20 protein-coding genes are annotated in these 25,617 nt (G+C 43.9%); 3 read left to right on the top strand and 17 right to left on the bottom strand.

All coding sequences use genetic code 11. From position 1 onward, the window contains the following. Positions 1-18: 18 nt before the first annotated feature. Positions 19-1,962: a glycoside hydrolase family 127 protein gene (locus tag ACQQ6X_RS23435; RefSeq protein WP_305167262.1), complete on the bottom strand. Its 1,944-nt coding sequence runs from the start codon at positions 1,960-1,962 to the stop codon at positions 19-21. 193 nt (positions 1,963-2,155) lie between these two features. Between ACQQ6X_RS23435 and ACQQ6X_RS23430 the strand changes: the two genes are divergently transcribed. Both ACQQ6X_RS23430 and ACQQ6X_RS23425 read left to right on the top strand, forming a co-directional pair. Then, complete coding sequence (locus tag ACQQ6X_RS23430; RefSeq protein ID WP_305167261.1) at positions 2,156-3,031, top strand: helix-turn-helix transcriptional regulator; 876 nt, start codon at positions 2,156-2,158, stop codon at positions 3,029-3,031. Positions 3,032-3,130: 99 nt separating this feature from the next. Then, the gene (locus ACQQ6X_RS23425; RefSeq protein WP_305167260.1) at positions 3,131-4,528 is read left to right on the top strand and encodes a phytase; all 1,398 of its coding nucleotides are present in this window, start codon (positions 3,131-3,133) and stop codon (positions 4,526-4,528) included. Between the two features lie 139 nt (positions 4,529-4,667). Here the strand turns inward: ACQQ6X_RS23425 and ACQQ6X_RS23420 are convergent, their stop codons facing one another. From ACQQ6X_RS23420 to ACQQ6X_RS23390, 7 genes are all read right to left on the bottom strand, one after another. After that, on the bottom strand, positions 4,668-8,408 hold the full coding sequence (locus tag ACQQ6X_RS23420; protein ID WP_305167259.1) for an alpha-L-arabinofuranosidase C-terminal domain-containing protein: 3,741 nt from the start codon (positions 8,406-8,408) through the stop codon (positions 4,668-4,670). A 260-nt stretch (positions 8,409-8,668) separates the two neighbouring features. Beyond that, a complete protein-coding gene (locus ACQQ6X_RS23415; RefSeq protein ID WP_305167258.1) occupies positions 8,669-9,661 on the bottom strand; it encodes an SPFH domain-containing protein in 993 nt (330 codons plus the stop codon). Between the two features lie 21 nt (positions 9,662-9,682). Next, complete coding sequence (locus tag ACQQ6X_RS23410) at positions 9,683-10,477, bottom strand: TPM domain-containing protein (protein ID WP_305167257.1); 795 nt, start codon at positions 10,475-10,477, stop codon at positions 9,683-9,685. Then, complete coding sequence (locus ACQQ6X_RS23405) at positions 10,474-11,508, bottom strand: TFIIB-type zinc ribbon-containing protein (protein WP_305167256.1); 1,035 nt, start codon at positions 11,506-11,508, stop codon at positions 10,474-10,476. Before ACQQ6X_RS23405 ends, ACQQ6X_RS23410 begins: the two co-directional genes overlap by 4 nt. Positions 11,509-11,533: 25 nt before the next feature. Continuing rightward, positions 11,534-12,193, bottom strand: a complete 660-nt coding sequence (locus tag ACQQ6X_RS23400) for a PspA/IM30 family protein (RefSeq protein ID WP_305167255.1) — start codon at positions 12,191-12,193, stop codon at positions 11,534-11,536. 570 nt (positions 12,194-12,763) lie between these two features. Next, positions 12,764-15,148 carry a phosphoketolase family protein gene (locus tag ACQQ6X_RS23395; RefSeq protein ID WP_305167254.1) on the bottom strand — a complete coding sequence of 795 codons (2,385 nt, stop codon included), beginning with the start codon at positions 15,146-15,148 and terminating at the stop codon, positions 12,764-12,766. 304 nt (positions 15,149-15,452) lie between these two features. Further along, entirely contained in the window at positions 15,453-16,244 is a 792-nt protein-coding gene (locus ACQQ6X_RS23390; RefSeq protein ID WP_305167253.1) for a GntR family transcriptional regulator, read from the bottom strand. A gap of 247 nt (positions 16,245-16,491) precedes the next feature. Between ACQQ6X_RS23390 and ACQQ6X_RS23385 the strand changes: the two genes are divergently transcribed. Further along, a complete protein-coding gene (locus tag ACQQ6X_RS23385) occupies positions 16,492-17,643 on the top strand; it encodes a glycosyltransferase (RefSeq protein WP_305167252.1) in 1,152 nt (383 codons plus the stop codon). Positions 17,644-17,860: 217 nt separating this feature from the next. On the opposite strand, the gene ACQQ6X_RS23380 is transcribed toward ACQQ6X_RS23385, so the two are convergent. The 9 genes from ACQQ6X_RS23380 to ACQQ6X_RS23340 all read right to left on the bottom strand — a co-directional run bounded on the left by ACQQ6X_RS23380 (position 17,861) and on the right by ACQQ6X_RS23340 (position 25,047). Further along, positions 17,861-18,811, bottom strand: a complete 951-nt coding sequence (locus tag ACQQ6X_RS23380) for a ring-cleaving dioxygenase (RefSeq protein ID WP_305167251.1) — start codon at positions 18,809-18,811, stop codon at positions 17,861-17,863. A gap of 73 nt (positions 18,812-18,884) precedes the next feature. Next, positions 18,885-19,283: a DoxX family protein gene (locus tag ACQQ6X_RS23375; RefSeq protein ID WP_305167250.1), complete on the bottom strand. Its 399-nt coding sequence runs from the start codon at positions 19,281-19,283 to the stop codon at positions 18,885-18,887. 69 nt (positions 19,284-19,352) lie between these two features. Beyond that, the gene (locus ACQQ6X_RS23370) at positions 19,353-19,580 is read right to left on the bottom strand and encodes a DUF896 domain-containing protein (RefSeq protein ID WP_305167249.1); all 228 of its coding nucleotides are present in this window, start codon (positions 19,578-19,580) and stop codon (positions 19,353-19,355) included. Between the two features lie 227 nt (positions 19,581-19,807). Beyond that, a complete protein-coding gene (locus ACQQ6X_RS23365) occupies positions 19,808-20,524 on the bottom strand; it encodes an SMI1/KNR4 family protein (protein WP_305167248.1) in 717 nt (238 codons plus the stop codon). 155 nt (positions 20,525-20,679) lie between these two features. Continuing rightward, the gene (locus ACQQ6X_RS23360) at positions 20,680-21,096 is read right to left on the bottom strand and encodes a DUF4280 domain-containing protein (RefSeq protein WP_305167247.1); all 417 of its coding nucleotides are present in this window, start codon (positions 21,094-21,096) and stop codon (positions 20,680-20,682) included. Continuing rightward, on the bottom strand, positions 21,097-21,618 hold the full coding sequence (locus tag ACQQ6X_RS23355) for a hypothetical protein (RefSeq protein WP_305167370.1): 522 nt from the start codon (positions 21,616-21,618) through the stop codon (positions 21,097-21,099). A 14-nt stretch (positions 21,619-21,632) separates the two neighbouring features. Then, positions 21,633-22,883 carry a pentapeptide repeat-containing protein gene (locus ACQQ6X_RS23350; protein WP_305167246.1) on the bottom strand — a complete coding sequence of 417 codons (1,251 nt, stop codon included), beginning with the start codon at positions 22,881-22,883 and terminating at the stop codon, positions 21,633-21,635. Between the two features lie 77 nt (positions 22,884-22,960). Continuing rightward, positions 22,961-24,376 carry a contractile injection system protein, VgrG/Pvc8 family gene (locus ACQQ6X_RS23345; protein ID WP_305167245.1) on the bottom strand — a complete coding sequence of 472 codons (1,416 nt, stop codon included), beginning with the start codon at positions 24,374-24,376 and terminating at the stop codon, positions 22,961-22,963. Continuing rightward, complete coding sequence (locus ACQQ6X_RS23340) at positions 24,373-25,047, bottom strand: hypothetical protein (protein WP_305167244.1); 675 nt, start codon at positions 25,045-25,047, stop codon at positions 24,373-24,375. The genes ACQQ6X_RS23345 and ACQQ6X_RS23340 overlap by 4 nt, the downstream gene beginning before the upstream one ends. Positions 25,048-25,617: the final 570 nt, after the last annotated feature.

Raw genomic sequence — 25,617 nt, 5'->3', positions numbered from 1 at the left:
TCTCCCCATGCGAATGAATTATGATTCATAAACCCATACACGCATTTCCCCTTTGGCCCGATTGCACCAGGCGTAGTAAGGAATGGCGGTAATTTGTTGAGGAACAAGTTCAGGGGGCTCCGAGCTGTATAATGCATTTGAAGCTTTTACCCGATATCCCTCTAAGGTCAGCTTTACAATGCCACCCAGCAGATTTTCAATAAACTCTTCTGTAACGGGTTTATCCTTGGGTAATCTCAATCCTGCCAGGTTCGCCCCATTATCAGCCTCTTCCAGACAGTACACGACCGGGCCGCGTTGAAGAGCAACTTGCTGCTGATTCATGGAGACAAGCGGGTTGCTCCGAATGCGCTCCACCGGCATAGCCAAATGCAATGTGACCACATCGCCATCCTTCCAAGTGCGCTGAATCTCTACATAGCCTTTTTCCAGATGGTCTAGCGATAGGACTTCCCCATTCACCTTGACCTCTGCCTGCTTGCACCACCCTGGGATTCGCAGTGCCCATTTAAATGCAGTTGGATCTGCTACATGGATCGAAAGAGCAAGCTCCGCATCCCACGGATAATGATGGGTTTGTGTAATTTCAACCTCTTGACCAGATAAAGTCACGTTGACCTTGCTGGCAATATACAGATGCGTATACAACGTATCCTCGGTCTGGGTGTACATATTGTCTTCCACCGATGCAATCATTCGCGCTAAATTAGGTGGACAGCAGGCACAGAAAAACCATTTTTGCCGCTCTGTTTTTACATGTTCCTGATCTTTTCTCGAATTTTGAAAAGGATTGACTTCCAGCGGATTCACGTAGAAAAACCGTTTTCCGTCCAGGTCCATTCCGCTGATCGTTCCGTTGTATAACGCACGCTCCAGGACATCAGCATATTTCCGGTCCGGCGTTAACCGCAGCATGCGATTAGCCCAGAAAGCCAGCCCTACAGAAGCGCAAGTTTCGCAGTACATGCTGTCATTGGGAAGATCGTGATGGCAAGTGAATGCTTCCGCGTTCACCGTAGATCCGATTCCGGCGGTAATGTACATCTTATGGTTCGTGACATCATCCCATAGCGTTTCACAGGCTTGTAACAGAGAGGCATCTCCCGTTTTGGCAGCTAGGTCCGCCATCGCAATATACAGATACACTGCTCTTACCGCATGGCCGACAGCCTCTTTTTGTTCCCGTACAGGTTGGTGTGCCTGCTGATATTCGAAGCCTAGGCCGAAATTAATATTGTTATCATCATTCCAGGTAGGCTCTGTTTGAATATGTTTTCTCTTTTCTTGCTCCTCCACAAAATAAATAGGATGCTGTCCCCGCTGTTCGATAAAATATTGCGCTAATTTAAGATATTGATCCTTAGCCGTTACGTCGTATAATTTGATCAAAGCCAGCTCAATTTCTTCATGCCCCGGATAGCCTTTTCGTTTCCCTTCTTCCGTACCAAAAGTCTGCTGAATCAGGTCTACGTATTTCTCCATAATGTTGAGGAATTTCGTCTTACCCGTCGTTTCATAATAAGCAACAGCCGCTTCTATAAAATGTCCCGCACAATACAGCTCATGATTGTCCCTTAAGTTTGTCCAGCGATTGTCAGGTTCCTTCAGCAAATAGTACGTATTCAGATATCCATCCTCAGCTTGAGCTCTCCCTAACAGATCAATGACTTCATCCGCGCGCTCTTCCAGCGCAGAATTTGGATGATCCCTTAAACTAAAGGCAACCGTCTCCAGCCATTTGGCAAGATCACTGTCCTGGAAAACGGTTCCATAATACTCCCCACTGGATTCCCCGGCTGCAATTCTAAAGTTCTCAATCGCATGACTGGGTTCTGTATCTGGTAATTCATCATTTAATGCTTGCCACTGATAAGGAATGACCTCTTCCGCTACAACCTGCTTATACTTTTTCCAAAATGAATCATCAACGATGACATGCTTTACTGGCTTTGCCGTTTTCATTGGATAAACATCCCTTCCTGAAAATAGAACGCTTTCATTTTTTTAAAAATAAGGATAAAGTAAGGATAATATCGAACAAGCTGACCTAAGTTCCTCTTGCTACAGTCCTTATTTTATCAACCTGAATTTATAAAAAAAATCGCGATCTTTAACTAAAACTTATACGATTTCACACACAAAGGAGCTGACTTCCATGAGCAAAACAGGCTTTCTATCTTTCCTTGTTCCTCCATTGCCTTATTTCATAGAGGGGAATTTTACTACATACCACAAAGGGGATTGGCACCCGAATCGCTATAACTTGGGTTATTTTGACGTAATCATTATTAAAGAAGGACTACTGCACATCGGTGAGGAGGACGAGTCATGGAGAGTACCTGAAAATCATGTGCTCATTCTTGAACCGGATAAACACCATTTTCCCATCGAGGCATGTACAGAACAAACCTCTTTTTACTGGTTTCATTTTCAAACCAATAGCATGTGGTGCGCCCAATCCTCGCCTGATCTTATTATCCCTAGCACCCCCATTCCTGAGTTGCATTTTCATTCAGAACATACCACCATCCATCTCCCCAAATATCAAAAACTAGTTAATCCCCATGAGCTGTTCTCTAAATTGGACTATTTACTAGCCTCTACTTTAAAAACTCGAAAGCTGGCTCTATGGGAGACTCAACAAACATTTGTGAATATTTTTCAGAGTTTGGAATATGATGAGAATTATAAAAGTAGTTCTTCCAAGTTAGCTGAACAAATCGAAATATTTCTAAAACAAAACTACAGAAATGCCATCACGAATAAAGACCTAGAGGCACATTTTCACGTACATCAAAACTACCTTGCCAGATGCATGAAGACCACCTTCCAACGCACGCCGCTAGAGTATTTAATGGACTACCGTCTGGATCAAGGACGCAGTCTTTTGCTGCAAACCGACTGGTCCGTCCAACAAATTACGGAGGAAACAGGATTCTCCCAAGCCAGTTATTTTTCTAAGTGTTTCAAAGAAAGGTTTGGAATGTCACCGAAGAATTACAGACAACAATACTGGAAACCAGCCAACTGAATGTTTACGTCGCCTTTACATTTTGATGGTTTTATTTTGATAATGTCGCTTTATACTGAGTCGGTTATATCATTTCTACTTCGGAAAAGGGGCATACATATGAAGGCAACTAAAATTGCACTATTAACCTTGTTGACCGGGATTCTAGTATCACCTGCTATGACCCATGTGGCAGTGGCTCAGCCCACGGGGTACGAATCCCTTCGTACACAAGCAGATAAATTAGGGGCAAAAATTACATGGGACAGTGATGACCATTCAGTGTTGATCAAGCTGAAAAATGGCATTGTTGGAACCTTTACCGTCGGTGAAAAGCAATATCGTCTAGCTGGTCAAACTGGAAAAGCAGACCGGGAAATCAAGATGATCAATGGAAATGTATATCTTCCTACAAAAGTGATTACTGCGCTTGAAGCAGAGAACAGTAAATATGCAGATCCCAAGGATGCAGTTCCCACCTATAAAGTGCTCCCTTCTGTCGAAACCGAAGCCGTGGAGAATGGAGAAGATGCAGCTGACGACCCTGCGATCTGGCTCAATCCGGTTGATCCGGGTAAGAGCAGAATTTTAGCTACCAATAAAGGCGGCGGAATTTTAGTCTACGATCTGGATGGCAAGCAGCTGCAAAACATGAAAGTCGGAAAAATGAACAACGTGGATCTTCGTTACGGTTTCACATTGGGCGGCAAAAAAGTCGATATTGCAGGCGCAACCAATCGCACCAACAACACGATCGATATCTTTGCCATTGATGGTGTATCAGGAACATTAACCAACGTGGTTGACAAACCTATTAAAGCAACCATGAAAGAAGTATACGGATTCAGTTTGTATCATAGTCTCAAGACAGATAAGTTTTATGCGCTCGCTTTGGGCAAAGAGGGTGAATTTGAGCAATATGAGCTGACGGACAATGGAAACGGCAAAATTGCTGGCAAGCTTGTCCGTCAGTTTAAGCTGGCTACGCAATCTGAGGGCATGGTTGCTGATGATGAATATGGTACGCTCTATATTGCTGAAGAGGATTACGCCATTTGGAAATATAGTACCGAGCCAGACGGTTCATCCAAGCCGCTGCGACGTGTTGATATTGCAGATGGACGTAGACTTCACGATGACATAGAGGGACTCACATTGTATTACGGCAAAGACGGCAAGGGGTACCTCATGGCCTCCAGCCAAGGCAACAGCAGTTATGCCATCTATGAACGACAAGGCGACAATGCATATATAAGCAATTTCACAATCGGTGATAGCCCTACCGTAGATGGTACGTCTGTCACAGACGGTATTGATGTTCTTGGCTACGGGTTAGGCAAGAATTTCCCTCATGGCATCTTCGTTGCACAAGATGACGAAAACCTCGAAAACGGCAAGAAGTTAAATCAGAACTTTAAAATGGTGCCTTGGGAGCGAATTGCCACAGGTGCGCCTACCCCGCTAACGATGGACGATGGCACCAATCCGCGTGAATTGGTAAACAGAAGCAGCAAGTAATGCCCTTCAGGAAAAGCGAATTAACAACGCTCTGACTTGAACCATAAAAAACCCGCTCAGTGAGCGGGTTTTAACTTTTCATAAGAATATGTCCAGTGTGTGAAAAATGCAAAACTCATCGCCTAACTTCTTAGGGGTACTACGCCTTTAGATCCAGTACCAGTACATTTACCGAGTTAGCTGGTAATTGTAAGAGGACAGAATTTGTATGCAGCGTAATCTGCTGTTCAGTAGGCACTATCTTTTCATCATTTTTCTTATTCACGTTCGGTATATGAACCAGCGAGGAATCGCCGGTTAGTGTAATCAGCTTGGCGATCGACTCGACACTCATATCTTGTAGATCCAGCTGTGTCGCCTTATCTACGTTGTCGGCATTCACAAGCTTCACATATACATGTTCAGCATCTTGGGTCACTGAATGAAACACGTCTCTGTTGTAAGCCTCCAGCTTGTAATCCAGTACTTTGCTGGTGGTTTTGCCGTCCGTGTATGAGCAAATCAGGTTGTTACCCGTTTCTCCTCCATAGTTCACCGTAATGGTGTAGTCGGTGTTGTCGGTCAGCTCTTCATAGCTCGCCGCTCTCAGGTTGCCCGCCGCGGTACTGGAAGAGTAATCCCCCATGGTATAACCTTCTATCCCTTGCTTGTAAACCTTCACGCCAGTAGCATTGCCGCCATAGCCAATCGCATATTCGATGACGTTCCTTTTCTCAGCGGTAATATCCGTGAGACCTGCACCCACATAGAAACCGTCCGTGCCAGAAAGGCGGGAAGCAACCACCTCTACCTTGTAGTTGTTCCAGCTGTCGTTCAAGATGTACAGACCATTCAGACCGCTATCCTGGGCTTTGAGGACAAGCCCCTTGTCTTCCTCCACCGTAGATCCCACGGAACCGGGAATGACTTGCCAGGCTGGATTCAATTCCTTGGTAAAATCTTGATCCAGCAGCACACTGCCGTCCTTGTTGGAGGTAACCGTCACACGCTTAACCACAATCTCGGCGTTGCCTGTCGCGATTTCGATTCCACCCTGAGGAATGAGGTCGATCGGCTTTCCGTTTTTGTAAGTAGAGAACGAAGTGGCCAATACTTTATTCCCCAAATACTGGGCATACATTTGCTGCACATAATAGTTTGGCGTAAACCATACGGTTTCGTCATCAAACCAGATACAATCCGGTGTCCATCTGTAGGTTCCGTCCGTCAGGACTTTGTTAAACAGCGGCGCATAGGCAGCCAGCCGGACGACATCGGCATTATTTTCGAAGCCTGTCATCACTGCTGCTTCTGCGACTGCGCCTGCCAATGTATTTTTATCTGTCGAGGCATATTCCCCAACAAAAACCTTCGACGTTTCTTTCCAGTTGATACTGCCGTCCGCGTTATAAGCCCGATAGTAGTAATTATAGCGGTCCACATTATTCAACAGGTACTCATTAGAACGGTAATAGTGTTCATCGGCAATGGTGTCCATATAGTCTTTTTGCTTTTCATACCAGGTTACAGTCTCTTCCATCACCTGGGTACCGTCTGCAAAAGCAACCTTGGCTGAACCCTTCAGATTACCGCTCAGGAACTTCCAGCCCTGCTGATAGGCATCATCGTCTGCTTGAGCGCCAACCGTGGAGATGATATGCAGCTCATGTTCCGGATAATTTTTCTCCATGTACTCATCAATCGATGTCTTGAACACTTCAAAGTTGGCGAAGAACTCTGTGCCCCAGTTTTCATTCCCCACGCCCAGATAACGCAGATCGAACGGTGCTGCATGGCCCATTTTTTTACGCATGGCAGCCCATTCATTATGTTCAAAATCAACGCTGATCGCAAAGTCGATCAGGTCCGTAAAATTCTTGATATAGTATTCTCTTAGTGCGCCACCAGCCGGGTGAGCATAATCCGAGCGGGCTTGGCAAAGCACACCGCAGGCCATAACCGGAAGCGGAACTGCATTGAGGTCTTCTGCCAACTGGAAGTATTCCATATAACCAAGACCCATGGTCATCATATAGCCCCATACATTAAAATTTTCCTTGCGCAGCTCGATATCCCCAATGGATTCCTTCCAGTCGTATACATTTTCCCATATAAACGATCCTTCGGAAATACAACCACCTGGAAAACGCAAAAACTTCGGATGCATGCCGACCAGTGCGTTCACCAGATCTTTTCTCAATCGGTAGTTAGGGTTGCCCTGATAGTTAGCGTGTGCTGATGGGGATTGCTCTTCCTCGCCTGCCCCCCATACATCTTGTGGGAATAAGGAGACCATATCAATGGAAATGTCCCCTTCAAATGTAAGTGCCAGTTGTCCCAGAACTGTAGCTGTACCTGTCAGCACCAGCTTGGACTGCACACCGTACTTTTTCCACGTGTTGCCACCCTCTACTTGTATGGTTACCGAATCACTGATGTCCTTTTCCTTCGAGTCTTGAAGTTGCAGTGTGATGGTACCCGCCGATTCGGCCTTGGCCCAGATGGTGAACTCATACTTGGCCCCCTCCTGGATGGACATGGCACAATTCTGGTTAGAATCAGAAAAGCCTTTGTTCCGAATCGTTGCCCCATCCGCTACCGTCACATAATAAGAGTTCACATCCTTGTCTTTTGCGCCCAAAAACTCATTTAATCCACCGCTATGTTGTGGAGTCATCTTGTCCGTATCACCAGACCAGGCGAACAGTGGATTGCGGTTCCGTCCTGTAGAGCAGCCGCATTCACCCGAAGCATGGGAATACGTATCAAACTCGAAGGATTCAAAAGAACGATTTTGCACAAGTTCTGCATAAATCCCGCCATCTGCCGCATTATTGATATCTTCGTAGAACAAGCCGTACATCACTTCGCTGACATCCACAACTTCCTTATTCCCATGAATGGTCAGTGTGTACGGAGGCAGTTGTTCCGGGAGAACGGATACTTCAAAGCTTTCTTCAATCCGGCTTGAACCTCTGGTCAAGAGAGCCGTAACAGTGACCCCCTGTGCGGAAGTAATCGCCTGAACCTGTCCATTGTCAGAAAGTATACTAGTTTGGCTGGATTTCCAGGTCACTTCTACTCTTCCACCCATCAAAACCGTTGGCAGAGGTATGTCTTTGGTTATAATTGTCGTCGGAAATGATAAATACTTATCGCGGGCAAGCTTCACGATCTCCTCATCTGTCAATGAATCGCACATGACCTCAATGACTTCATCCGCCGTCAAGCCTGCTTTATAAATTCGGAAGTCCGAAACCAAGCCAGCAAAGTCTACATCTGCTGCATGTTGGGAACGACCGATAAAATTGTTGCTATAGTTGGTCGTATCTGCAAACGTTTCAAACCATTTGCGCAGCTTAGCATAGTTACCACTGGAGGTTTGGCTGATGGAACCGTCTGCTGCCACTTCACCATTGACATATACGACCGGGCCTGCACTGCTTAATGTACCGCCTTTTGTGCCGATTACAGACAGAGCGATGTGCATCCACTCATCCCTGACAAAGCCTCTTCCTGGGTCTACGGATAAATCAGCATCAGTGAAGAGAGTTCCGCGCAGATTCCGTGTCATAAACATATAAGGCCCTGTATGGGATTTACCAAAGTCAAAGACACGTTCCCACATATCTGTGAATCTGCCAAAGTTCACCCAAGCCGTCACTGTAACACCCGTGTTATCGCTTACATCTTTAAATAAATCGGAAGGAAGCTGAATATACGATGTTCCGTTGGGTCCCCCCTCAAGTGCCAAAGCCGCTCCTCCGGTAGCATGGGAGATTGTAGGTGCTGCTGTGCCTGAAGCAATCCCGTCATTACCTTGTCCGGAGCTATCCTTGCCGACGTTCTCTGCATCATCAAACTTGTACCGCGCAATGATTTGATCTTGGAATTTGGTCATCTTTATGGCTCCTATACCTATAGTTTATTAATGTAATTACTAATTAGTTAATATAAATACGTATTATATAGCTATAGTACCTTATCCTGTGTACCTTTTTCAATCCAATAAATCAGATTTATAAAGAAAACACTTGAACAAACTGCATTAAAAAAGCAGTCATCACAGAGAATACTCTGTAACAACTGCTGTTTGGTTTATGAAATTACTTAGCCAGTCGCCAATTTCCTGAAAAGAAACCGTTCAGCGGTTGGCTATGGCTACCCGTTCAATTTCTGTCCACAATTCGGACAAAAGTTAGCTCCCTCGTTTTTTGTGCCACAATTTGGACAAAAATTAGGTCTTTTACCGTCACCAGAAGAAGTGGGAGCATTGGATGCAGGCTGGGTTTCAGCCGGGGGCTGCTGGCTTGGGTTCAAATTTTTCATCATTTCATTCGCTATATTCATCCCCATCATCATACTCGCCATGTCCGAAGCAGCACCGCCGCCCTTTACATTCCCCGATGCCATACCGTCGGTCATCGTCACTTGTTGGTACTTTTGTAGATTCCCGATCATTTCGTGAGAAGCTGTCTTTGTAATCATATCCTGAATTTCCTGAGGATAATTGAAGCTCATCACATGAAAGCCTGTAATCGTCATTCCGTTGTCCATCATTTGCATATCCAGATCTTCTTGAATACCCTTCGAAATATCGGAGGCATTCGCCTGTAAATTAAACATATCCTTGCCTTCTCTGCTGATCCACTTCATCAATAACTGATCCAACACGGAAGTAATGCGTATTTTAACATCCTCAACAAGATAACTGTCCTTTACCCCGGCAATCTTATCAATAAGCGTAACATAATCGTTTACTTTAAAATTAAATGTGCCGTTGGCACGAATCGGCATCCCGCCTGGCAGTTGGGGAGTAGGGATCAAAACCGGATTTTGTGTTCCCCATTTGACCGTAAACTCCTTCGTATTAACGAATAAGACCTCCACCCGCATACCGCTGTTAAAGCCGAATTTAAACCCTTTTAATGTTGATAGAAACGGAATAATATCCGAGTCCATGTTATACGACCCTTCATTCTCAAAAATGCCCTCGATCTTGCCGTTATTGACAAAAATCGCGTCCTGACCGGAGCGGATAATTAATTTACTACCTTTTTTAATTTCACGATTGCTCCATTTCCAAAAAATCATGTCATCCCTAAATTCTTCCCATTCTACTACATTTGCAAATTGATTTCTGAAGAATCCCATGTGCTGTATCCATCCCTTCCGTTAAAATGATCCTCTGCTGCCGCTATGCGAATGACCTCCGCTGGTGGTTCCGCCTCCTCCGCCAGATGAGCTGCTGCTACTGCTCTTTTCAATTTTCCGCTTCGTTGTCGTGGTGTGAGTGTACAGATCCTGATGTGCCAGAACCCCTGACGTGCTTGCATCCTCGTAGGTCTGTCGATTTACCGTAACCCGTCCGCCGGAATTGGAAACCATCTTACCTACAATAATCGACGCCAATCCCAGCGCAATAGCCAAGTGAAGCCAGCCTTTGAAAAATATACTGTCCGGATTCACCCCTGGACGGACGGCTAAATATTTGTACGCGCCGAGAATATACTTTTGAAATGCAAGCCCATAGTTGCCGTTCGTCAGATCCGGGGTAATCTCATGGCGGATTTTAGTGAGTCTGTCGTCATCCAGATACCGCTCTGCTTTGTAGAATCCAGCTAAATAAACCTCTCTATTTCTCATATCCATCGTTAAAATGACTGCATTTCCATGAGATCTGTCATACCCTGGGCCATGGTCGTCATAAAAATCCTGCGTCATTTTCATAACATCCATATTGTCGGGATTGTTGGTCGTATAAATAATAATGTCTGTTTCTCTTTCGGCTCCGTATTGGTTAGCCATCGTGTTCAACACATCATACTCTTCCTGATTAAGCAGACCCGCCTCATCATAAATCAATGGCTTCATTTCTGTCGTTGCTGCTTCGCCCTTCATTTCCATAGGAACTGCCAGAAAAACGGCAAAGAACAACAAAACGGCCACAATGGCTCTATATCTGTTCAATAGAATTCTCCCCCCATGATTAGCCAAGTTATGAACCTTAATGAAAAGAGAGTTATGCCGAAAATGCCTGCAAACCAAGCTGTCACTTTGAACTTGCTAATCGGGGGCTTACCAACTACCTTGCCCGTCTGACCGTTCATCGCAAACGTATGCTCCAATTGATTGTAGTCATAGTGTATAACCCATACCGGAAGCAGGACATAATCCGCTTGTTTTAAGGTAGTATCAATTTGCTTTTCCGTGTAACTCACGGACGTATACTCTGACACCGTAGACTGGATATAAGCATCAATATATTCCTTCACTTTGTCTTTTACCCGCGGGAATAGTTCTTCTTCGTTATAACTATACTTTTCCGCAATATAACCCGCCAGATATGGCGTTTTAAAAGGTTTGAGCTGATCATACGGAAAAGGCTCCAATTTATCCATCAGCTCATCATTCATTTTCTCCGCAGCATCAATCGGAACCTTCACATAATTCAAACGAATTTTCCGATATACATCAAAATGCTTCGTTTCTGTGTATTCGTAGTCTCCGCTCGTATAGGTTCTTACTTGGGTGCCTTCACCTTGAACCTCAATTTGATTATGTAGGTCATATAACCAGAAGGGGACATACATACCGGTTATTCCCTTGATTCGGTCGGCTATCATAAATCGGTTCGGTGTCAGACGGCCATTCTTGCACCATTTTTTGAACGCAGCTATAGCTTCTTCCTTGCTGATTGAAAAAGGAATAACCTGTGCCGGAGCCAGCTTCCCGGTCAGCCGATCACCCAGCACCACGGCAGAGCCACAAAAGCTGCACACCGTTGCACTCGTCTCCACCTCGGTCATAATCACTGCCCCGCAGTTATTGCAATGATACTCATGGGCCTCATATTCTGAAAAAACACGATTGGTCAGAGGATCAGGAATCGATTCGATGTTGTCCTCTCTTCCACAGCTATGGCATGATAACATGCCTGTCTCACTGTCAAAGACCATGCCGCTGCCGCAGTTGGGGCATTTGTATTCGATAACTGGCATCTGCTCACCTCATATCTAAAAACTATTATGGTTCTTTGGGATTGATTTTTTCCTTGATTGCAGCCAGCTCATCTTCTGCATCGGTACTCTTCTCATATTGTGCAAACAACGTGTCCAAGTCGTCCTTTGTCCCTGTTCGGAGCTCGGCTATCGCCATCGCTTCATCATATGCCCTGTTCACCTTTTCTTCCAAGGTCCCGAAAACAGAGTCATGGTCGCCCATAGAATTTAAGGTTTGCTGTACTTTGGCAACCGCCAGCTTTCCTTTAAATTCAGCATGCCGCAGTTCCAGTTGTCCTATATCGGACACCAATTTCTCCTGCATTTGTTTCATATGTACGGCGTTTGCCGAAGCTAATTCATAGGATGTCTGTAACGATTCCAGTTTCTCTGCCTGCAAGACTTTACGCTCCAAAAACTTTCGAGCATCCTCTTCATTGCCTGCTTCCACAGACTTACTTGCATAATGCTGGAGCTTTTTGATCTCAGCCCTACATTCATCCAGTGCTCTTTTCGCTCTTTTCTCATCAGCCAGCACCGAGGCGGTTTCCGCTTTCACCTTGCCCAGATCACTGTTCAAGTTTTGCATATAATCATCAATGGTCTTCTCCGGATCACCCGCTTTATCCATTAAGGCGTTGATGTTCACCTTCATAATATCCTTGAACCTTGATAAAATTCCCATGGCAACCTCCTTTGAAGGGCTACATTCCCCCATATCATACCTCAAATCCGGTTAAAAATGTTCATCATTCATCATAGCTATATACCGGACCTATCGAATACTTTTGGCTATTATTAAAAGCGAAGGGTTCAAAAACCCTTCACAGATTTTTGAACCCTTCTCATTTACTCTTGTAGATTATAGCCCCTCATAGGACTTGGGGATCTGCACCCTTCAATCCAGCAGTTCCAAACCCAATAACAGGCACCTTAGTGCTATCATTCAATACCTTTTCCGGAATTGGATCGTTCATATTAACAGCCTCCTTTATTATTCTCTTATACCGTAACACCTCTTCAATGCTCAGACAAAAACAGCGTACCAGTTCGGTTCCCCATATATTTATTACCCACCAGCTCGTGACTTTCCTATTAAATTTTCTATATGCTGCATTAAAAAGTGCCTGATCCCCGTTGAAATCATACTTGAAGTCAAGGGGTCAGGCACTTATATGCTACTACTACATTATATATTTCACTTCATGCTTGACTGCTTGGTTGTCCAACACAAAGCCGAAGTGTACTGTGATTTTTATTTCAAGCCTTCCCATACCCAGTTCTCTACCTCTGGCAGGTCAATGCCCTCTTCACGAATAAATTGATGATGTTTCTTAACCATTGCATCCATTTCATCCACAATACTTGCGTACTTACCAGCGTCAGGTAAATTTAGAACAGCTTCCTTCACTAAGTCAAAACGATCCATTTGGTTCAATACACGCATATCAAATGGTGTCGTAATATCGCCATTTTCACGGTAACCATGTACATGCAGGTTATGGTTGTGACGATCAAAGAACAGATCTTTGATCAGACCTTCATAACCATGGAAAGCGAACACAACTGGTTTATCCTTTGTGAAAAATTGATCAAACTCGGCGTCAGATAATCCACGAGGGTCCAATTTTTGGCTTCTCAGCTTCAGCAAATCTACTACGTTGATGTAGCGAATCTTCAAGTCAGGCAGTTTTTTATGCAAGATCGAGATTGCAGCTAAGCTTTCAATCGTTGGCTCTGTACCGGCAGAAGCGATGACAATATCAGGCTCTCCACCTTGGTCTGTACTTGCCCAGTCAATAATCTTCAATCCTTTGTCCACCAATTCTTTCGCTTCATCAGCAGAGAACCATTGTGGGCGTGGGTGTTTGGACGAAACAACCAAATTGATCTTTTGACGGTCATTTAAAATAGTGTCAAAAACAGCTAGCAGAGAGTTGGCGTCTGCGGGCAGATACTCACGGATAAATTCTGGTTTCTTATCGGCCAGATGGCCCAACAAACCTGGATCTTGGTGTGTATACCCATTATGATCCTGTTGGAAGACCGTTGAAGTTGCTACAACATTCAGTGACGGGATATCTGCACGCCATCCTTGGTCCGTTGCTTTACGCAGCCATTTGAAGTGTTGAGTGATCATCGAGTCAACCACACGCAGGAAGGCTTCGTAACTTGCAAAGAAACCATGACGACCTGTTAACACATAACCTTCCAGCAATCCTTCCGCTTGATGCTCGGATAATTGGGAATCAATGACACGACCATAAGATGACAAGAATTCATCATTAGGCTCAATAATTTGATCCATCCATTGGCGTTTGGTTACTTCAAAAACAGGAGCCAAGCGGTTAGACATCGTTTCATCAGGTCCAAAGATTCTGAAATTGCGATTCTCTTCATTTAAAACAACCACATCTTTAACGTATTTACCCAAAACCGACATATCTTGCGCAATCACTTTACCAGGCGTGGAGTTATCCAGCGCATAGTTACGGAAATCTGGCAATTTCAAGTCTTTAATGAGGTTACCCGCATTCGCAACAGGGTTCATTCCCATTCGTTTATTGCCTGTAGGCAGAATTTCGGCAATCTCAGCTTTTAAACGGCCGTTTTCATCGAATAATTCCTCTGGTCTATAGCTATTCAACCATTCTAATAAAGCAGGTGCGTGCTGCATATTTTTTTGATCAACTGGAATTGGAACCTGATGGGCACGGAACGAATTTGTATTCGGTACGCCGTCCCATTCCTTTGGACCTGTCCAGCCTTTAGGTGAACGGAAGATAATCACTGGCCACGCCGGACGAGTAAGATCATTATTTTCACGCGCATTCTTCTGAATAGCTTCAATCTTCTCGATGGCAGTATCTAATACTTTCGCCATTTCTGGATGCATGTGGTTAGGATCTTCACCTTCAACAAAAAACGGTTCCCAACCCAAACCTTTAAAGAACGAGGTTAACTCTTCCTTTGATTGGCGAGACATGATCGTTGGGTTACTAATTTTGAAGCCATTTAAATGCAAGATCGGCAGCACTGCGCCATCCGTGATTGGGTTGATAAATCTGTTAGAGAACCACGAAGCCGCTAATGGACCCGTTTCAGCTTCACCATCCCCAATAACAACAGCCGAAATCAAACTCGGATGATCCAAAATAGCACCCACACCATGAGAAAGAGAATAGCCCAGCTCTCCACCTTCATGGATAGATCCAGGTGTTTCAGGAGCAGCATGTGAAGCAATACCACCAGGGAACGAAAATTGTTTGAACAGTTTCTTCATGCCTGCGATATCCTGCGTGATTTGCGGATAGATTTCAGTGTAGCTTCCATCAAGATATGAATTGGAGACCATCACCTGGCCGCCGTGACCAGGGCCTTCAATGTAAAGCATGTTCAAATCATATTTATTAATAACACGATTAAGGTGAGCATAAATAAAGTTTTGGCCTGGAATCGTGCCCCAGTGTCCAATAGGCTTCACCTTTACATCCGAATCTTTCAAAGGTTCTCTCAACAAAGGATTGTCTTTTAAATAAAGCTGACCTACTGAAATATAGTTGGTTGCACGCCAGTAGGCATCCAGTTTTTTCAAATATGTTGGAGATGAGTATTCTGCTAACACGGGTGATAAGGCCATGATGTCCACTCCCTAGTAATTTGTTTTGTAATCTTGTTTGTAATTTATTTCCGGAAATTTCATCTACATGTACATCATAACGCTACGCCGATTAAATTCAACCTTTTTCACAAGTGATACGGTCCAATTTTGTGAAATTTTGAACATACTATGAAATATAAATTAAAAAGACAGTAAAATAGCTCTTACATTAAAATATATAGAAGTTTAAACCAATAAAATTTGTGTTAAATGAAGGATTCGCAGACTCTAATTCTTTTTCAAAAGCATATAAAAAAGACCGGAGAATTCTCCAGTCTTTTCGTTAGTGTACCGATACAAAGGTATTAAATTTTAAATATTTGTAATGAAATCGCATATGTGAAAATTCAAATGGCGTGCCGTTATCCAAAAAGAAAACACCCTCCATAATGCCCACGGGCTCGTTTTCTTTCAATTGTAGTAGCTCTTGGTCATCCTCTTGAGACGGCTCTGCAAAAATAGATAAAAAGGATTTGGTGACGGCCAAGTTTCGCGAGTCCTCTAAATAATTAAAAATAGAACCCTCAATAATCGTCTGATTTAAATCTTGGACAATTTTAATGGGAATGTAGCCCGTTTCGATCATAAAGGGATCGTCATCAAACAGACGTAAGCGAACGATTTTATAAACAAAATCATGAGTATCCAAGAACAAATCGCGCTGTAGCTCTTCTGTCGGTGGAACGACCTCAAAGCTCAATACTTTGATTTTGGGCTTTTTGCCATGCATTTGAAAATTATCAGTAACTCCTAGATTAGAGCCTTCGTAGTTAAAGATAGATTCATTTCTTATGTATAATGGATTAATAAATGTCCCGGAACCCTGCTTTTTGAAAATAATTCCGACACTCTCCATTTTAGTCAGAGCACGCTTTATGGAACTACGACTAACCTGGTAAGTCTCACTAAGACTACGTTCATCTGGCAATCTCATATCGGCAAACTTTCCAGCGAAAATTTTCATTTTAAGATCGTCAATAATTTGCTTATAGACAAATTGTGTCATAAAGTACTCCTCTTTCAGGTCTTCTATAACTCCATATATTTTACCATAAACATGCCCATTTGATCTCATGTTTGTTTGCGTCCCTTTTACTTTACATCCTTATGCATAATACTTCCATGACATATACATCACACCACTGAACATATCTACAAAATAGCCAAAAATACAGAAGTCTCACCTTAACATGCGCATAAGACCAAGCCTGTTTCACACCTTCAAGGGTGTTTGACTAGACCAGGCTAAAATCCTTGAATACATTGTTATTATTTATCTTGTTCAAACGTGTTCTAATAAAAATGGTGGGGGGGAGATCACATTGGCTATCCGCTATAGCGTCATCATTCCAACCTATAATCGAGCTCAGCAATTGCTGCTCACACTCACTTCATTTGAAACACAGACTTATCCGAAGCAACTATTCGAAGTCATTGTAGCTGATGATGGTTCTACAGATGGAACGAAAGAAATGGTCGAAGGCTTCAAAGCATCCTATCCTCTTACTTATGTGTCACACCCGGAACAGCGCGGTCGATCTGCCGTGCGAAATTTGGGAATGCGCCGTGCCAAAGGAATGTACATTATTTTCTGTGATGCTGATTTCTTGGTGCTGCCTCATTTCATTAAAACCGTGAGCCGTTATCACCGCAAGTATCCCAAATCTGTGCTTTCAGGCATTCCTCACTCGTGGGACGATGCATTTACCCATTATCACCCTGACTTTTCTGTGGAAGAAAAAGAACATTGCCGGAGCATACTTACACAATCAGGCTTATGGAATCCCGGCTTTGAAACAGCGCATGAAATTACTCCGATCATCACCCCTGAGGATATCCTTCATCAAACAGGTGCACTGTCTAAAGTCATTAGCCCCACAAGGGTTCCCCCCAGTACTCAAAAACAATTTGCCTCCACGGACGTAGCGCCCTGGATGCTGCTGGTTACTCGTTGTGTGGTCATCAGACGCAGCCACTTGATTCGTATTGGAGGTTTTAATGAACGATTCGTGTTATATGGACTCGAAGACTGGGATCTTGGCTATAGGCTGCATCGCTTGAAAATCCCCTTTTATTGCATCAAAGAGGTGGTCGGGTATCATCAGGAACATCCAACCCATCTCAGAGGTAACGTTTTAAATACGGAAAATTTGAGAATCATGTATGAAACTTACGGGTTCCATGACTCCTCGTTAAATTTATTCGCTCTAATCCCTCCATCCGAGGATTTTGAGACCTACAAAAATACGCTGCGAGTATTGCGCAGGGGACTCCGTTCCAGGTTAACACGTTCATCGGCCATGTTGTTGAGAAGGACATTACGCATGGCAGCCAAGCAGTTTTATTATCACAATAATACCCCAGCATACCAACAATCATTACGAGTGATAAAAAAGAAAGCAGAAAACCGGAAAAGCCGAGTCGCCCACGTGTTACGAGAAATGCTGGTAAAGTCTGAAAGGTTGGTGGAATAACAAAAGGATGGAAGATCACGAGACACATACCTGGAAGCGGATTTTGTCTGGTAGATTATTCCGTAAATTAGTAGTCAAATCATAAATAAGTTAATCGCGAGGGATTCCAATTTTTCAGGTGGCAATCCATCCAATGAAAAATCCACAATCGAATGAGATTGTGGATTTACGTGACTTCATCTGGATGCAAAACAGCAGCTATTTCGTTTTATTTCGTTTACTTTTGTTTATCTGTTAATGTTCTCACTTCAATAGGATGCAGGTTTGCCTCGATCTGAGCCCGCTGTGGTTCATACCACTCTGGCAGCATTAATTTCTGCCCCAAAGATTCAGCAGGCTCATCGTTAGCAAATCCCGGTGGATCAGTAGCAATTTCGAACAGTATGCCGCCCGCTTCTCTGAAATATATCGCATTAAAATATTGGCGGTCGATGATTGGAGTTGGCTGATAGCCATAATGCTGAACTGCGCTTCTCCACTCTTCATGTTGCTCGAAATTTTTTGCGCGCCATGCAATGTGATGTACCGTGCCTGCTCCACCGAAGCCTAAGCCCATTTTGACGAGCGGAACATCCACAATGTTGCCGATTTCTCCAGCGGACTGATAACGAGCATATTCGGCGTCTTCATCGATCTTCGTAAATCCGAGTATGCTCTCCAATGCATCCATCGTTTTCTGTGGGTTGGTGCTAAACAGCACGGCGCCTCCGAAGCCCTTAATTGCTTTATCGGCCGAAATACCACTGTAAGACCAAGTACTGTTCGCTCCCTCTGCACGTTCAACAAGTTCAAGACGCAGGCCTTCATTATCCTCGAATTGAAGATACTGTTCATTAAAACGGCTTGTTTTCGTCACTTGAATATCAAAGCTTTGCAAACGATGCTGCCAAAAATCAAGCGAACCTGGCGGTACCACATACGAGGTTATGCCCACCTGACCACCTCCGATGCGCCCTTTGGGAGTTCCTGGTGCAGGGAAAAAAGTAATGATCGTTCCGGGGCTTCCTGCCTCGTTACCAAAGTACAAGTGGTAAACCTCAGGGGCGTCGAAGTTGATGGTTTTCTTCACTAACCGAAGCCCAAGAATACCTGCATAGAAATCGACATTTTTCTGCGGATTACCGGCAAAAGCTGTAATATGATGGATACCTGTCGTTTGAAGTGACATATGAAACCCTCCTTTTAATTGTAGAAATCTTATATTTCGTCATTGGTCATTTTTAATGGCCTAAGTTCATGTATTAATGAAGTATTGCATCGATGGAATATGAACCTGCTCCTGTCAACGCAATCCCGATTACGACAGCAATAAGGACCAGCGGATATTCATATCCATTAGCGGTTGCCCAGATTCCGTTTTGACCATGTACTTTGACAATCGCTCCAAGCATCGTCATCGTAATCAACAATGCAGCCAGTGGAGTGAGCAGTCCTACAGTAAATAGAGCCCCTCCCAGCAATTCCATCAACCCAGCAGCCACAGCCATCAATACCCCGGGCTTGATTCCGATGGATTCCATCCAACCGCCAGTACCTTTTGGACCATAGCCGCCAAACCAGCCAAAAAGCTTCTGAGCCCCGTGCCCCACAAATAACAATCCAACCACCAAACGTATTAACAACAATCCACTCGCCAACATAAAATCACTCCCCATATTATATTTATCATTTAGAGATTTTTAAATTTAAGATATCGGACAAAATTAAAATCATGGCTTAACAATTTTGGCCTGCTCTCTTCTAAGTTTTTCAGGAGTCACATCATCTCCATTTGGATCGTAAATCGTAGCATTCAAGAGAATGCTTTCTACAGATCCCCGAAAGGTTTGAAGGTATTCTTTGCGAAGATCCATTTGTTCCGTTTTTTCATTTTCAGTTAACCCGACATCTTTTGCTTTGTTTGCAAGCTGGTTAATTCTTTCTAAAATCGCAATCATGTGTATACCTCCCTATTCATAATTTGCTGTTGTTTTATCTTTAATTTATTTATCTTGATATAAAGATATAATATTTTTTTGTTCTTGTCAACCCTTTATTAAAAATGATTCTTTCTTTGGTTGCTTACATAGAAAAAAAAGCAGCTGCCACAGAGGATGCTCTGTAACAACTGCTTTATGACATTTCAAGTTCTCATCGTCAGCAATTTAGAAAAGGTGATCCCCTATTATCCTTCAAGCCCTATTAAGATCCATTCATCGACTACATCCCAAAAATTAAGATTGTATTCTGGCTCGTCTTTTGCCGACCACAAAGTAGCATTATCATTTTCACAATTATTATAATCTATCGCAACATATGTGCCCATTCCATTACTGAAAAATCCAAATGAAGTATTTAAATTAATTTGCAAGGGTTCATCTAGGTCTTCAATAATACTCCATTCAAAATTATCATCGCCTAGAAAGGATACTTCTTCCAAGCACACTAACCCCATTGATCCACTAGCATAGCAATAAAATCCATTGTGTACATTTTCATAAAAAGAACGAACAGATACCGGAAGTTTGTCCCATGCTTTTTTTAATTCGTTATTTACGTTTTCTGTTTGAGGTAATCTTCCTTCATAATAAGCAACTTGACCTGAGTTATCTTTTACCGTATACAACACAGATATTCGCTCATTAACTTCAATAAGCTCAACATGTTCCAAATACTCTTTCAAATATGAGATTGTATTTCTCAATTCACTTCCAACATACTGCTCCCATCGGTGAAGAATAAGTTTAATTCTATTTTCAGTACTCTTTTCTTCAAATATTTTATACCATTCTTGCGTAAGTATATCCAAATCATGTAGGTCACTATCACTTATCAGCTTTACAGATCCATTTCTTTTCTTAGAATATTTTTTTAGATAGTCCAATTTGCTGTTTTGTTCCATCTTACTATTAGCCCCTTTTTAAGCATTTAACTTCCTCTATAAGATAGCCTCCTCATCTAGATATCCATTCTGATACAGATGCGAAGCAACCTTCAGTTTAAATGTATACACGACCCGAAAGCAATTCCGGAAACTAGCAGCTTTAAAACAGACCCTTAATCCAGCTCCTGTCCATCATTTTCAATTTGAATATGACCACAATACAGACACTGATGAGTACAGTTTTGTGTCAAGGCGGGCTGTCCTTCGATCTTTACATCACTTTTCCCGTTCAACCACGGCATGGTCAGGACTGGAACACACGGAGCTTTCTTCACGCCATAGATGTCCACCATTTCACTGGCCTGTACGGCCGGATTTAAAGGACTGGAGCAATTCCCAAAAGACTGAATGTTCACTCCTGGAACATAATCTCCAATGTTCATTTGTGCTTTGTTTTTTACGTAGACGCCATGGCTAAAAGGTCTTTTCAAACGGGTAGGTTGTGTGCCATAACTACAACTCAAGATCGCTCCTGCCACGACATAGCCTTTTTTTGCACCCGTTCCCGGTTTCACTTGGGCTTCTTCCACTTACTCCATCCTCCTTAGTGCTTCCATCTCGACTCTTTGCACTCGAATGCCTGTAAAAGATCGGCGCAGCAGGCTCTCTGCCACAGCCAAATGGATATAGATATGAGGTTCGATCAGTCCCTCAATCCGAAAAACAGGGGGCTCTATCTCCCCCTGTCTTAGTATCAAATGCTTCAATGTACCACTGGGGTACCATTCCGTTTGTGCGGACAAACAGTCTACCAGCGGCGGACGAAGCACCCAGTATACCTCCTGTCTAGCCTGCTGGAAATCAGTAAGGATGGCCGCTTTCCATTTCAGTCCTGGCATATATTTCTCCAATAATACTTTCAACCGGTCGGACACCAAGGGTAAGGGAAATTCCAGAAAATCCGGGTATACTGTTCGTGGATCGGTATGTACAGCCAAAAAAAGCGGATCATCCTGCTGTTGCTCTCCCTCAGCTTCCCTCAGGATTTCTTCTACTTGCAAAGGAGATAGCGCAGCAGGCTCCACCCGATGTTTTACCCGTTCGTCTATCATCAGTCGAAAATATCTCAATGCAGCCACTCCCTTTTGCTACCAATATTCCTCACCTGCGTAGACCACTCCAAACCAATAGCTTCTCTGCGCTGTTCATCGGTAAAAATGACTCCTTGTACATTGGCACCTGTAAAATTAGCTCCGATCAAACAAGTCCCTTTAAAGGATGCCCCTGTCACATTTGCTCCAACAAAGCAGGCATCGGTTAGATCTGCACCGTCCAAGGACGCTTTTTGTAGTAACGCCTCTTGAAAAATGGCCCCTCGCAACTGTGCATCATGAAAACGGGCTCCTTGCAAGCTCGCCCCTGTGAAATCTACACTAGAAAAACCCAATGGCTCCCAATCCAATGAAGCGTCTGATCCATATCCAGCGTTACCCATAACGACATCCAATATGGCCCCTTTCATCGAGCATCCGCTAAAATTGGCTCCATGAAGCAAACTGTATGTCAAATCAATTCCATTTAACTCACTTTCCTGCCACACTGTTCCTACCAGAACACAGCCATGTAGACGGCTATGCTCCATCCTGATTCGGCGAAAAGCTGTATAACGAAAATCCAACAGGCTATAATCCCCATCCGATAAATGAACTTGAGTCAAAGCCTGATAGCTGTACGCATGTTCCTCTTTTTCCTCCAACCACGACCGAATCTCATTCGCCTCCATGACTCTGCGATCTTCTCGATATACCGATACACTATGATCCATATATTCGCCTACACGAATCTCGAATGTCTCTTCTCGCTCCAGCTCTTGAAATTCCGATAAGTACACCGCCTGTTTCATTGCCGAGCGCACCACATTCACAACAAGCGCATGAATGTGTACCGCTGCTTCCAACATAACCTGCTCCCATTCAAGCTCTGATAGAGAAACTTGCTGCTTCTCTACCTCCCTTCGCAATTGTCGCTGCAAATCGGTCCAGTAGGAATATGCCCAGCTTGTGTTCCATTCAAAACGGATCGGCTGCGGATCAAGCATCCATAAAGCATCGGAAACCTCTACGAGATAAGCAGGTCGCTCTTCCAGCCACGTAGTACGTAGCATAGAGTACGTGATATAACCAATGCTTCCTTTTCTTCCTTGCAGCTGCTCTTGTCGAATGTGCCGGCAATAGCCCCGAAACTCTTCGATACAGGCTTGAATCCGTTGCTCCTGCGCCACCTTGAACTTCAATGCCCAGTCTCTGCGAATGAGAAACCACGCCTGATTCAATATAGCTCGCCATTGCGGTTCTAACTCGTCAATAGGCTTCTCCATTTGTACTCAATCACCACCTAAAGCTCTCTATAAATTCATATCTTCAGGCTGGCGCCAATCATCCGCTGCCCTATAGCCTAATTCGACTTCACTTCACTGCCCTTCATGTCCGCTGACCCACTCAATTGAATATGACTGCCATTGCAATCCATACGCAGCTCGCTGCCTGCGGACAAATTCATCGTTTTCCCTGCCGACAGGCTCAGATTACCTCCCGCCGAGATACTTACCTGTTTATTGCTCACAATATGAATGCCTTCCTTGTCGTCCAGCTTGATAAAAATAGCGCCGTCTTTCCCCGTCACGACCAGTTCATCCGGTCCCAAACGAATTTCTTTTCCATGAGGTGTTCGCCATATTTTCATCTGCGGATTGGAAAACTTGTTATGCCCGCTTCCTCTCTCTGCACGTCGGACTGCACTGCCTGCTACCCCATCTTCTTCACGGCTGCCCGGAAAATAGAGTGAAACCGGATCCCCTTTTTCCGGCATCACATACCAACCTGTATGCCCTCCGCCGCTATACACCGTCGAATAATTGAACCAATGCGCTTGATCGACCGCCTGCTTCTCGTCGCAATCCAGATGGATACGCACCTGATCCTGACGCACATCCACGACCACTCCGCCTAACGAAGCGCCCGCCAGCTTTTCCTGATAGTAACCTTTCTGCCGTAAGCCTTTGTACGAGGCAAGCACATATTGATGCCGCAACAGCCCCTGTCTCATTTCCGTATAAGCCTCAATGACATACAAACTGTGTCCCTGAAAGGTCAACTGAGCGCCCAAATCCAGTACCTCGTCTGTCTCCACCTCATAAAAAATAAAATCATTTTCGTTCACCTTTGCCTGCTCATTTTCCTGAAAGTAGCGGAAAGGCAGCATCTGCTTGCGTACCGTATAACGAGTATGATCCAACACGGCCTGTGCAGGGCTGTCCTCAATGCCGAAATAAAATTTGGGACTGTCAAAACGGGACACAGGCATCAGGCTCGTATGATAGCGGGAAGCCATGCGTCTTAAAAAAGCCCAATCCGTCTCCTGATACTGGATGGCAATCCGTCCAATAGGCTCTCCACCGGTCGCTCCATCAATCACATCCAACCCCTCATAATCCTTACCAATCTGCTCCAGCATCTGAGGAATTGTCATTTTGGTATATTGAAAAGAACGTGTGCGTTGCTGGATATCCATCCGATACGTATGGGAAATGGCCTCTACCTCCAGATAGTACACATCCCGCACAACCTTCACTTCGACCGATAGCGCAATCCCGCTGAATAGAGGCTTACTTTCACCCGATTCATTCTGCTGGCTTACCTCAATAATCGTGTTCTTTTCCGTCGTTTCCACATAGCTGTCCTGCATGTCTTCCGGGATGATCCCTGTAAAATAGAGCCGAGTATGCTCGTTGATTTTCTTCGTGAGGGTAAGCTGCTCCAGCTCAACCAACTCGTAGGGATGGATTTGGATATTGTCGTAGCCCAGACTCATAGCGAATCCGCTCCTCTCTCAAGCGTAGGATGTAAAAGCAATGAAACTGCATGGAGCGAATGTACTGTGTTTTCCGCTACAGGCAGCCATACCTCCATGTCCGATTCCATACAGTTAAACGTTCCCATCATCACCTGTCCTGCATGGTTGAACAGCAAGATTTCGTTGTACAAATTTGTATCCACGCCTGCAGCAACAAAACGGATCACCCCAATGGACAGACCGGAATGATTTACGATCACTTGAGTGCCCAACCAGTTACGAATAGGTTGTACAGCTCGCAAAGTGTCCGCCATTTGCTCCACAAAATCAGGAAGTTCCTCGTCCGCCAAAAATGATTCTGTCCGACTAAAAGTAATATTCACCGTCCCATCCTCTGAGGTGTAAATGGCCTCTGGACGATATTCCGAAGGATACTTAAATTTGGCCTGCTCCAGTGGCATCAAACTAAAAGATTTCGGCACGCTTACCTGCATTTGTCCGTCCAAAATAACCCTCAATTCAAGCGTAATGAGCTCATCACCTAACCGCAACGCCTGATTTCCCCCGAAAACGGATTGATCTTGATCGGATATAGCAGTTTGGGAAAGGATCGTATTTTCGTTATTAGATGCAACATCATAATTAAGCTTATTTTTGAGACTTACAATATGCTCGTCCATATAATTCATAGGGTTAGTCCCTTCTTCTTAAAAAAGATAAGTATTAATTCAAAATATAAAAGCAAAAGGGCATATTTAACAATAACCCATCTTATGTATGTATCGGCCAGAATCGAGAGTTTGTTTACAGAAAGAACCATAGCATGCGTTATTTTCAATGTATATTTCTGAAATTAATATGGAGAAGACGGATGATAGGAATGTACTATGGATCGGATTGAATCCTTCCTTGCTCAGAATGAAAGCAGGTATTATGACTTGGAAAGGCTGTCTCTATAATAAAAATGATTTTATCAATTGGTTTGAATAATCAAAGTTTGTGAGGTTTAAGTTACACTTAGTCCGCAATCGACCCGATAAAAAGCGAAAACCCGCTCAATGAGCCGTTTTTTTAAATGGGGGCGAACTTACACTCTTAAAAAAACTGTATGTAGAATATGCCAAGGCTAAAGGAGATGTAAGCTAGGGCGATCGATTATGGGCGATAAAACAATAGACTACTTTGGCTTATGCCACTGTAATACTTCTCCATCATGGCTATTGTATCCAATACTTACATCGCAATCAGCTATTATGTTG

Source organism: Paenibacillus ottowii, from assembly GCF_050516475.1.
In the GTDB taxonomy this organism is placed as follows: domain Bacteria; phylum Bacillota; class Bacilli; order Paenibacillales; family Paenibacillaceae; genus Paenibacillus; species Paenibacillus ottowii.
Note: the sequence above shows the minus strand (reverse complement) of the source record. Positions and strands in the feature narration are given on the sequence as shown.

Bases quoted from the DNA above. Each gene is read 5' to 3' on its own strand.
- ACQQ6X_RS23435 (WP_305167262.1), bottom strand. From the start codon at position 1,962: ATGAAAACGGCAAAGCCAGTAAAGCATGTCATCGTTGATGATTCATTT.
- ACQQ6X_RS23430 (WP_305167261.1), top strand. From the start codon at position 2,156: ATGAGCAAAACAGGCTTTCTATCTTTCCTTGTTCCTCCATTGCCTTAT.
- ACQQ6X_RS23425 (WP_305167260.1), top strand. From the start codon at position 3,131: ATGAAGGCAACTAAAATTGCACTATTAACCTTGTTGACCGGGATTCTA.
- ACQQ6X_RS23420 (WP_305167259.1), bottom strand. From the start codon at position 8,408: ATGACCAAATTCCAAGATCAAATCATTGCGCGGTACAAGTTTGATGAT.
- ACQQ6X_RS23415 (WP_305167258.1), bottom strand. From the start codon at position 9,661: ATGGGATTCTTCAGAAATCAATTTGCAAATGTAGTAGAATGGGAAGAA.
- ACQQ6X_RS23405 (WP_305167256.1), bottom strand. From the start codon at position 11,508: ATGCCAGTTATCGAATACAAATGCCCCAACTGCGGCAGCGGCATGGTC.
- ACQQ6X_RS23400 (WP_305167255.1), bottom strand. From the start codon at position 12,193: ATGGGAATTTTATCAAGGTTCAAGGATATTATGAAGGTGAACATCAAC.
- ACQQ6X_RS23395 (WP_305167254.1), bottom strand. From the start codon at position 15,148: ATGGCCTTATCACCCGTGTTAGCAGAATACTCATCTCCAACATATTTG.
- ACQQ6X_RS23390 (WP_305167253.1), bottom strand. From the start codon at position 16,244: ATGAGATCAAATGGGCATGTTTATGGTAAAATATATGGAGTTATAGAA.
- ACQQ6X_RS23380 (WP_305167251.1), bottom strand. From the start codon at position 18,811: ATGTCACTTCAAACGACAGGTATCCATCATATTACAGCTTTTGCCGGT.
- ACQQ6X_RS23375 (WP_305167250.1), bottom strand. From the start codon at position 19,283: ATGTTGGCGAGTGGATTGTTGTTAATACGTTTGGTGGTTGGATTGTTA.
- ACQQ6X_RS23370 (WP_305167249.1), bottom strand. From the start codon at position 19,580: ATGATTGCGATTTTAGAAAGAATTAACCAGCTTGCAAACAAAGCAAAA.
- ACQQ6X_RS23365 (WP_305167248.1), bottom strand. From the start codon at position 20,524: ATGGAACAAAACAGCAAATTGGACTATCTAAAAAAATATTCTAAGAAA.
- ACQQ6X_RS23355 (WP_305167370.1), bottom strand. From the start codon at position 21,618: ATGATAGACGAACGGGTAAAACATCGGGTGGAGCCTGCTGCGCTATCT.
- ACQQ6X_RS23350 (WP_305167246.1), bottom strand. From the start codon at position 22,883: ATGGAGAAGCCTATTGACGAGTTAGAACCGCAATGGCGAGCTATATTG.
- ACQQ6X_RS23345 (WP_305167245.1), bottom strand. From the start codon at position 24,376: ATGAGTCTGGGCTACGACAATATCCAAATCCATCCCTACGAGTTGGTT.
- ACQQ6X_RS23340 (WP_305167244.1), bottom strand. From the start codon at position 25,047: ATGAATTATATGGACGAGCATATTGTAAGTCTCAAAAATAAGCTTAAT.